Here is an 8424-nt window from a genome sequence, read left to right on the forward strand (position 1 = left end):
GACCCCCAATACAAGCCAATTGTCCTTAGGAAAATCTAACCTAAAACGTAGGCAATAACGAACAGGGCTGCAATGTTCTACACCTGTTGAATAGAAAACCGCGACGTGGGGAACAACGGAAACAATTCGGGGCCTTTGGGTTACGTTTCGCCCTCCCCGACCCATACGCCAGCGCCTTTAAGCGATACTGGTTGTAACGATCAAGGCTTACGCCGCACGGAAAGGAGACGTTATGGGTATCTTTAGGAACGATGACCAAAAATCGAGCCAGTTTGGATTTGACGAGAAAAGTATGGCGGGCAAAGCCGTCAAGGCCGTGCGCTGGATCTACGCCATCACGGGCGTCGTGGCGCTCATTGCTGGCATCGCGCTGCTTTTTGCACCCGCCAAGTCCCTCGTCTTTTTGACGACCGTCCTGGGTTTTTACTTTGTAATCACCGCTGCCATCAGGCTGTTCACTGCCATTTTTGAGCCACTGCTGCCCACCGGCTGGCGCGTGACGAGCATCATCTCCAACCTACTCATTATCTTGGGCGGCGTCATAATCCTGCGCAACCAGGCCTTCTCGACCGCGACGCTCACCACGATGGTGGTTATCGTGGCCGGCTTTGGCTGGATCGTCGAAGGTGTCATGTCCATTCTGGAGTCCGAGCTTTCGTCCAACCGTGCCCTCGCCATCCTGAGCGGCGCACTCTCCATCATCGCCGGCATGTTCGTGTTTATCTATCCGCTGTGGTCGGCCAAGATGCTCGTCATCTTTAGCGGCGCCGCACTGCTGGTGTTTGGCGTGACGCTCATTGTTCGCGCCATTCAGTTTGGCAAACTGGTGCGCTAGATGCCAAAGACGCTCTTTATTGATGCCGACGCCTGCCCGGTCACGCGCGAGTCGATTGACTGCGCGCGGCGGGCGGGCGTCGCCGTTGTTATCGCCGGCAACAGCACGCAAAACCTGGAACGGCACATTCGCCGCGACGACCCGCGCGATGCCGAGCACGCGCGACGCGGCTTTTGGGTCACGACGCTCGACGTGAGCGTGGGCGCCGACAGCGCCGACTTTGCCATTGTCGAACGCCTGCAGGCGGGCGACGTGGTCGTGACGCAGGACATTGGCTTGGCGAGCATGGTGCTCGGGCGCGATGCCGCCGCCATCGGTGTGCGCGGGCGCGTGTACGACAAGGCGACTATCGACATGCAGCTGTTTATTCGCCACGAGGAAAAGAAGGTACGCCGCGCCGGCGGACGCACTCGCGGTCCGGCAGCATTTACCAGCGAAGACCGCGCCCGCTTTAAACGCAACCTCACCGAGTTGCTGCACTAACCAAGGTAGATTTTTGAGACATGCCTAAAATCTACCTTTTTGTTTTGAGCGGTGTGAGCGCTCGGAATCCATGGCTCAACAAAAAACGGGCTTCAAAATGCCATGCGTCGCCGCATTGCGCAGGCGCTGAGCATGGCTATTTGAAGCCCATTTTTTAGGCCTACTTAGAGGCCAACGGCGGAGAGGATGAGGCCCCAGCCAGCGCCGATGACGTACATCATGATCAGGAACACGGCATTTTCGCGGGCGCTGCGGTTGGTGCGGAACAGCACCAGATAACCCACGCCGGCGGAAATGAGCGTGCCGGCGAGCATCGGCGCCAGTTGCAGCGCGCCTTCCAGATACAGCTGTGTAATGACCACGCTCGCCGAGCAATTGGGAATCAGCCCGACAAGCGCCGAACCCAGGACAGCGAGTATCTCGTTGCCGCGCAGGAACTGCTCGATCGCGGACTCGCCGAACGTCTCGAGCACGGCGACCAGAATCAGCGTCACCAGAAAAATGAATACCGAGACCTGCACGGTGTGCGAGATCGCGCTGCGGATGATCGACAGGACAGGCGTCCCTTCGTGGGAGTGGGAGTGACCGTGACCATCATGGTGTTCATGTTCGCCCTCATGACCGTGATCGTGGCCATGTCCGTGTTCGTGCTCGTCCTCGTCTTCATCGCAACCGCAATGGTCGCGCTCGCACAACTCGTGGATGTGGTCGGCGCTCACGCCCGCCTCGGCCACCTCGTCGATGATGTCACCGCCGCTGTGGTCGTCGTGCGCGCAGTTCACGTGGGCCGGGTTGGCCGCGGTTCCCAGCACGGTACGGCGAATCGCCGCGTGCGCGCGGGCGTTACGGCGCAGGCCGCGAATGGCAGCGTCCACGATAAAACCCGTGACCAGTGCGATCAGCGCTTTCGAAGCCAAAAGCATCGCCATAGTCTGCACGGGAACCTGCTCGGCAAGCAACAGCGGCAGCATCTCATCGGAGGTCGAAAGGAACACCGCCACCAACGTGCCCAAGGTCACGACACGGCCGGCGTACAGCGTTGCTGCCATGGCCGAAAATCCGCACTGCGGCACCATGCCCAGCAGCGAGCCAACCACGGGACCCGCAGCGCCGGCGCGCTTGATAGCGCCGTTGACGCGGTCGCCCGCAACGTGCTCAAGTGTCTCGAGAGCAAGATACGTCACCAACAAAAACGGCACCAGCGACAGCGTGTCCTTGCCGGCGTCGAGCAGAATATCAATCAGTAAATCCATGACGGATGGAACCTTTCGTGTCTTTCGGCAGCATTGTAAAAGTCCTAGCGGTCAACTAGGGTATTGTAGTTGTCCCGGGCGCGGTGCCAATAGTTGCCTATGGTAAACTATCATCTCGCCATAACTCAGTAACCTCGAGCCGCACAACGCGGCCCGTCCAAGGAGTAGCATATGAACGTATCGCAAGCACTCGAATACGAGCGCCAGCCGTTTATCCCCATGTTTATCTACGGCGACCACGGCGCCATGGAGTCCGAGCGCCAGAAGGGCGAGGAGGCCCTCAAGGTGCTCGAGACCGAGTACTTTACCGCCGAGGGCGACCCCGGCTTCGACTTTGCCACCGTGCGCGACCTGGCCGACCGCAACCGCGACCTGTGCGACCAGATTGGCGAGGCGCGTCTGCGCAACGTGACGCCCGCGACGCTCTCGCGCGGCCTGTCCGATGCCGACACCTGCGCCGCCATCGGCAAGATGCAAAAGCGCACCGCCGCGTCCGTTATGCGCGAAATCCGCGGCGACCGCGACGCGCTCGGCGTGGCCTACGCCCGCAAGCCCATCCAGGGCACCGTGCTCGGTATCGACATCGAGACCACCGGACGTGCACCCGAGCGCGGCTATATCATCAACGTGGGCTGGGAGATCATGGAGCTCACCAGCGACGCCGTCCCGCATGACGCCGAGGCACACTACTGCGGCCTGCCCGACATCTACCGCGGCGAGGATGTGCCGTTGTCGAATATCCACCACATCACCTGGGACGACATCGACGGCAAAAAGCCGTTCCGCGAGAACAAAGAGCTGCAAAAGCAGCTGCTCAAGCTTATGAAGAAGTACCCGTACATGGCACACAACGCCGCCTTTGAGGACAGCTGGTTCAAGATCCACCTGGACGGCTACGCCGAGGCACGCCGCGCCGGCAAGATCATCGTCATCGACTCGCGCCAGATCTGCCGCAGCCTGGACGCCGACGTGCGCTCGCTCCCCCGCGAGTCCGCCCCCGCCGCGCTCGAGAACTGGGCACGCCGTCGCGGCACCCTCGCGCCCGACGCCAACGAGCAGCATCTGGGTCTGGACGACACCGACCTCATGCTCCGCACGGTACAGGCCGAGTTCAACCTCAAGAACCTATTCGCGAAATAGCAACGCCTGCGACAAACACTACTTGCTCACGAGCGGCCTCGCAGCGGGAAACCCCGCAGCGGGGCCGCCCTACGTTCCACAGATAGATCTGCCATCACAAATTCTGAACCCTCATTTTGAACGATTTCGACCAATTCCCAACACGCAATTCGTTGTCGGATGGTGATACATCGATATCAAATGTGCAGCAATTGAGTATTTATATGCTATAGCTAAGCTGCGAAAACTTTTATTTAGGGCATACCAACTCATAATTGCGTCAAGCTTTTGGACAGCATTTGGTTAGACCTCTAAAACGGCTTTTCCACTCAGCGCCGTCAACACGGCATTAGCTGACACGATATATATCATGAGTATCGTATTGTCACATACCACTGCAAAAGCGGTCTACCAGGCCGCGCATTCGGTGTCTGCGAAAGGCATCGAGTCCTGTAACCCTGCCGCGATTTACGGATCATGTCCCACCGGAACGCTCCTTGACGCAGCCGCAGAATGGCTCACCAAACATGATGTTTCCCTTGACGCAAATGATTGCCTCGAGGTAATGGTGTTTGATCGCAGGAATGCGCGCTATGCAATGAACTGTCAATGCCACGTTTCGTCAAAACGATTCTCGAGCTCACGCTTTATAGAGCTCAAAGATGGCATCTTCATTGTTGGCGTTGAGCTTTGCGCACTTCAGGCCGCCACCTATCTCCCTTTTCGCGAACTGGTGGAGTACTACTTTGAATTGTGCGGCGCTTACTCCCTTGGAACCGGCTCTTCCACCTCGTATAACGAGCGTTTCGCGCTCACCTCGACCGAAAGGTTAAAACAGTTCTTTAATTCCATTACCAGATGCGACGGTCTGGCCCTTGCCCGAAAGGCGATTCAATGTGTGCGCGACGGATGCCGGTCTCCTATGGAAACGGCCTTTGTCATGATGCTAACGCTGCCTAAAAGCGAAGGAGGGCTTGGTATTAAGGGAATTGAGACCGATTGCGAGGTGCAGGTCACCGCTGCCGCAAAGAATCTCACGAGACGCAAAAAGTTCTTTATGGATGCGTATCTAAAGAAATCTCGCACAGACATTGAATACAACGGGTTTTATCATGACGCGGAAGAAGACCGCGCCATCGATGAGGAGCGCAAGAATGCGCTTGCGTCCATGGGATACGGAATCATCACCGTCAGTCGTTATTCCTTTATGCATGCCAGCGCTTTCGTTAGGGTCATGGAGGCGATCCAACGGAAAGAGGGCATACGCCCCTCGCGTCTGCCAAAAGACTTTCAAATCATGCAAGAGGACCTGAGACAGTTTGTGCTCAGAAGGTTTATAGAAGAGAAAAAGAGAATTCAGAAGCAGCTTCGCCAGGATTCCGAAGATCGTCAACGAATCGACCTCGAAAAAGCAACACTCGAAGGCATCACGCTGGATGACCCGACAATAAATGAAGTTCCGGCAATCGATGACATGCAGACTGTCGAATCCGACAGCCCATCATTTGCCCAAATAAGCAGCCTCGCGCCCGAGGGCAGAATCTTCGGGGCCGGAAGCTAGACCGGCTAACAAGGTGGGTACCCTAGCGATGTGCAAAATTGCGAGTATTCAGCAGGGTCGGCCCTCCAGCACCCACAAGTTAATCCAAATGAAAAACAAAAACGCTATCGAACGGGAACGTTAGGCAACATTTGAGGAAGACCTTGTCTGTTTACCGCCCTTGGATAACTCTTGAGCGGCTTTATTTGGCCTGGAATAGATTAACGGACCCCCTATAGTTGCAGAATACTCCAATTTTTGCACGGCGCGGGGGCACCCACCCCGGCATCGGCTATCAAAACCGCTCAGTCCGGAATCTCGTCCACTATTCCCCATCATTTTATGCGACGAATTACCTGTACGTCATTGACATATGAACATGCGCTCATATAATCGGAAGTAAGTTATATGAGCGCATGTTCATATGAAAGGATATTGCAATGAGCAGCCACGCTGATGAAACAAAGACTGGCATCGAGGCCACCGAGCCGATCGTCCCCACCACCTGCTCGCCCGAGGACCTTCCCGACGAGGAACTTCTCTACGACCTTGCCGACCTGTTCAAGGTCTTCAGCGACACCACGCGCATCAAGATTCTCTATGCCCTCATGGGCCGCGAGCTCTGCGTGGCTGACATCGCCGAAGCGACCGCGACCTCGCAGTCTGCGGTGTCGCACCAGCTGCGCACGCTTAAGCAGTCGCACCTGGTCAAGTTCCGCCGCGACGGCCGCAACATTCTCTACTCGCTCGCTGACGATCATGTCTATACCATGCTCAACCAGGGCATGAGCCATATCTGCGAATAGCAATCAACCACGGTATCAGCGCGGCCGGCACCCAGACCGCCAACACAGGGAAAGGAACCCACCATGAAAAAGCAGTTTAAGCTCGACGAGATCGATTGCGCCAACTGCGCGCGTGAACTTCAGGACGAGCTGGCTAAGCTCGATGGCGTCAAGTCCGTTTCGGTCAACTTTATGACCCAGAAGCTGACGCTCGAGGCCGACGACGCCAAGTTCGACGAGGTCCTGGACCGCGTCGTTGAGTTCACCGCCGACGCCGAGCCGGACTGCGAGATCATTCTCTAACCCGCGCACACGTTGACCTGTAAGGCCGCGCTTGCCGCGGCCTTTGCTCGCGAAATTATATGAGCAAGTGTTCATACACTCAAATGGGAGGTTTGAATCATGGCAGCCGCCGACCCCAAAAAGAAAAAGAAGAAGCGCAAGAAGAAAGAGTCCCTTGAGCACAAGCGCAACCGCATCCTGGTAGCACTGGGCATTTTTGCCGTTGTTTATGCCCTCGACGAGCTCGGCGCCCTCACTATCGCATTTGGGGAGCCCGGCAACATCTACGCCAGCTTCGCGCTGTTCCTCGTGCCGTTTTTGATTGCCGGCTACGACGTACTGCAAAAGGCATTCAATAACATCCGCCGCGGCAAGGCCTTCGACGAGAGCTTCCTTATGGCCGTCGCGACCATCGGCGCGTTTGCCATGGTGCTCTTCCCCGACACCGACCCGCACATGGCCGAAGGCGCCGCCGTCATGCTGTTCTACCAGGTCGGCGAGTTGTTCCAGGCATACGCCGTGGGCAAGAGCCGCAAGTCGATCAGTGCCATGATGGACATCGCGCCCGACTACGCTAACGTCGAGCAAGCCGACGGCACACTCGAACAGGTCTTTCCCGATGACATCGCCGTCGGCACCGTGATCGTGGTCAAGCCCGGCGAGCGCGTGCCTATCGACGGCGTCGTCGTCGAGGGCGAAACCCAGCTCGACACCGCCGCGCTCACGGGCGAGTCAGTCCCCCGCCCCGCCAAGACCGGCGACGATATCATCAGCGGCTGCATCAACATGACGGGCCTCATCCACGTGCGCACCACCAAGCCCTTTGGCGAGTCAACCGTCGCGCGTGTTCTGGAGCTCGTGGAGAATGCCAGCGAAAAGAAGGCGCGCACCGAGAACTTCATCACGCGCTTTGCCCGCGTCTACACCCCCGCCGTCACTGGCGCTGCCGCGGTGCTCGCGCTTGGCGGCGGCCTGGTGACTGGCGCTTGGTCCGATTGGATCCTGCGCGGCCTGACCTTCCTGGTCGTCAGCTGCCCGTGCGCCCTCGTGATCAGCGTACCGTTGAGTTTCTTTGGCGGCATCGGCGGCGCGTCCAAGCTGGGCGTTCTCATCAAGGGCTCCAACTACCTCGAGACGCTCGCCGACGTGGACACCATCGTCTTCGACAAAACGGGCACCCTCACCAACGGCACGTTCTCAGTCGTCGCGGTGCATCCCGAGGCTGGCTATACCGAGCAGTCGCTGCTCGAAGTCGCAGCCCTTGCTGAGTCGTTCTTCGATCACCCCATCGCGCAGTCCGTGCGCGACGCCTACCAGGGCGAGGTCGACCCCAAGCGCGTGAGCGACTCCGCCAACGACGCGGGCCACGGCGTGACGGCAACCATCGACGGCAAGCACGTCGTCGTTGGCAACGCCAAGATGCTCGCCGCGGCCGGCGTTGAAGCACCGGACTGTGAGGTTGTCGGCACGATCCTCCACGTGCTCGTTGACGGCGTGTACGCCGGCCACATCGTGATTGCAGACACCGTTAAGGCCGATGCGGAGCAAACGATTCGCGACCTGCATGCCGCCGGTATCAACCGCACCGTCATGCTCACGGGCGACCGCGAGGAGGTTGCAGCGTCTGTGGCCAAGCAACTCGGTCTCGACGAGTTCCACGCGCAGCTCCTGCCGGGCGACAAGGTCGAGCGCGTTGAGGCGCTACTCGCGGCCGAAAGTGGCAAGGGCAAGCTCGCCTTTGTCGGCGACGGTATCAACGACGCTCCTGTGCTTACGCGCGCCGATGTGGGCATTGCCATGGGCGCCATGGGCTCCGACGCCGCGATCGAGGCCGCCGACGTGGTGCTGATGGACGACAAGCCGTCCAACATTTCCCGCGCGATCCGCGTGGCGCGCAAGACCATGTCGATTGTTTGGCAGAACATAATCTTTGCGCTGGGTATTAAGCTGCTGATTCTGGTGCTTGCGGCGCTGGGCATCGCCAATATGTGGCTTGCCGTCTTTGGCGACGTGGGCGTGGCGATCATCGCCATCCTGAACGCCATGCGCGCGATGGGTGTCAAGAACCTGTAGCGTCTGTGGTCCTTCCGGCCGGGACCGGGCTTGGGTTTGAAAACGTCCTCGCGC

At 58.6% G+C, this 8424-nt stretch carries 8 protein-coding genes; 7 read left to right on the forward strand and 1 reads right to left on the reverse strand.

Annotated features, from left to right (window positions below; translation table 11 throughout):
- Positions 1–232 precede the first annotated feature (232 nt).
- Both I2G43_RS09085 and I2G43_RS09090 read left to right on the forward strand, forming a co-directional pair.
- Positions 233–835: an HdeD family acid-resistance protein gene (locus tag I2G43_RS09085; RefSeq protein WP_118384647.1), complete on the forward strand. Its 603-nt coding sequence runs from the start codon at positions 233–235 to the stop codon at positions 833–835.
- Positions 836–1318: a YaiI/YqxD family protein gene (locus tag I2G43_RS09090; RefSeq protein WP_117563982.1), complete on the forward strand. Its 483-nt coding sequence runs from the start codon at positions 836–838 to the stop codon at positions 1316–1318.
- A 164-nt stretch (positions 1319–1482) separates the two neighbouring features.
- Here I2G43_RS09090 and I2G43_RS09095 read toward each other — a convergent pair whose 3' ends face one another.
- Positions 1483–2571 carry a putative manganese transporter gene (locus I2G43_RS09095; protein ID WP_195535907.1) on the reverse strand — a complete coding sequence of 363 codons (1089 nt, stop codon included), beginning with the start codon at positions 2569–2571 and terminating at the stop codon, positions 1483–1485.
- 171 nt (positions 2572–2742) lie between these two features.
- Here I2G43_RS09095 and I2G43_RS09100 point away from each other — a divergent pair, with 171 nt between their 5' ends.
- The 5 genes from I2G43_RS09100 to I2G43_RS09120 all read left to right on the forward strand — a co-directional run bounded on the left by I2G43_RS09100 (position 2743) and on the right by I2G43_RS09120 (position 8370).
- Positions 2743–3711, forward strand: coding sequence for a hypothetical protein (locus I2G43_RS09100; RefSeq protein ID WP_055252061.1), 969 nt, complete (start codon positions 2743–2745; stop codon positions 3709–3711).
- 349 nt (positions 3712–4060) lie between these two features.
- Entirely contained in the window at positions 4061–5251 is a 1191-nt protein-coding gene (locus tag I2G43_RS09105; protein ID WP_195535908.1) for a hypothetical protein, read from the forward strand.
- A gap of 419 nt (positions 5252–5670) precedes the next feature.
- The gene (locus tag I2G43_RS09110; protein ID WP_055252065.1) at positions 5671–6036 is read left to right on the forward strand and encodes an ArsR/SmtB family transcription factor; all 366 of its coding nucleotides are present in this window, start codon (positions 5671–5673) and stop codon (positions 6034–6036) included.
- A 63-nt stretch (positions 6037–6099) separates the two neighbouring features.
- Positions 6100–6318, forward strand: a complete 219-nt coding sequence (locus tag I2G43_RS09115) for a cation transporter (protein WP_055252067.1) — start codon at positions 6100–6102, stop codon at positions 6316–6318.
- A gap of 99 nt (positions 6319–6417) precedes the next feature.
- A complete protein-coding gene (locus tag I2G43_RS09120) occupies positions 6418–8370 on the forward strand; it encodes a heavy metal translocating P-type ATPase (RefSeq protein ID WP_195535909.1) in 1953 nt (650 codons plus the stop codon).
- Positions 8371–8424 lie beyond the last annotated feature (54 nt).

This window comes from Collinsella aerofaciens, from assembly GCF_015557435.1.
GTDB classification, from domain to species: domain Bacteria; phylum Actinomycetota; class Coriobacteriia; order Coriobacteriales; family Coriobacteriaceae; genus Collinsella; species Collinsella aerofaciens_Z.

Coding starts and splice junctions, on each gene's coding strand:
- I2G43_RS09085 (WP_118384647.1), top strand. CDS start 233: ATGGGTATCTTTAGGAACGATGACCAAAAATCGAGCCAGTTTGGATTT.
- I2G43_RS09090 (WP_117563982.1), top strand. CDS start 836: ATGCCAAAGACGCTCTTTATTGATGCCGACGCCTGCCCGGTCACGCGC.
- I2G43_RS09095 (WP_195535907.1), bottom strand. CDS start 2,571: ATGGATTTACTGATTGATATTCTGCTCGACGCCGGCAAGGACACGCTG.
- I2G43_RS09100 (WP_055252061.1), top strand. CDS start 2,743: ATGAACGTATCGCAAGCACTCGAATACGAGCGCCAGCCGTTTATCCCC.
- I2G43_RS09105 (WP_195535908.1), top strand. CDS start 4,061: ATGAGTATCGTATTGTCACATACCACTGCAAAAGCGGTCTACCAGGCC.
- I2G43_RS09110 (WP_055252065.1), top strand. CDS start 5,671: ATGAGCAGCCACGCTGATGAAACAAAGACTGGCATCGAGGCCACCGAG.
- I2G43_RS09115 (WP_055252067.1), top strand. CDS start 6,100: ATGAAAAAGCAGTTTAAGCTCGACGAGATCGATTGCGCCAACTGCGCG.
- I2G43_RS09120 (WP_195535909.1), top strand. CDS start 6,418: ATGGCAGCCGCCGACCCCAAAAAGAAAAAGAAGAAGCGCAAGAAGAAA.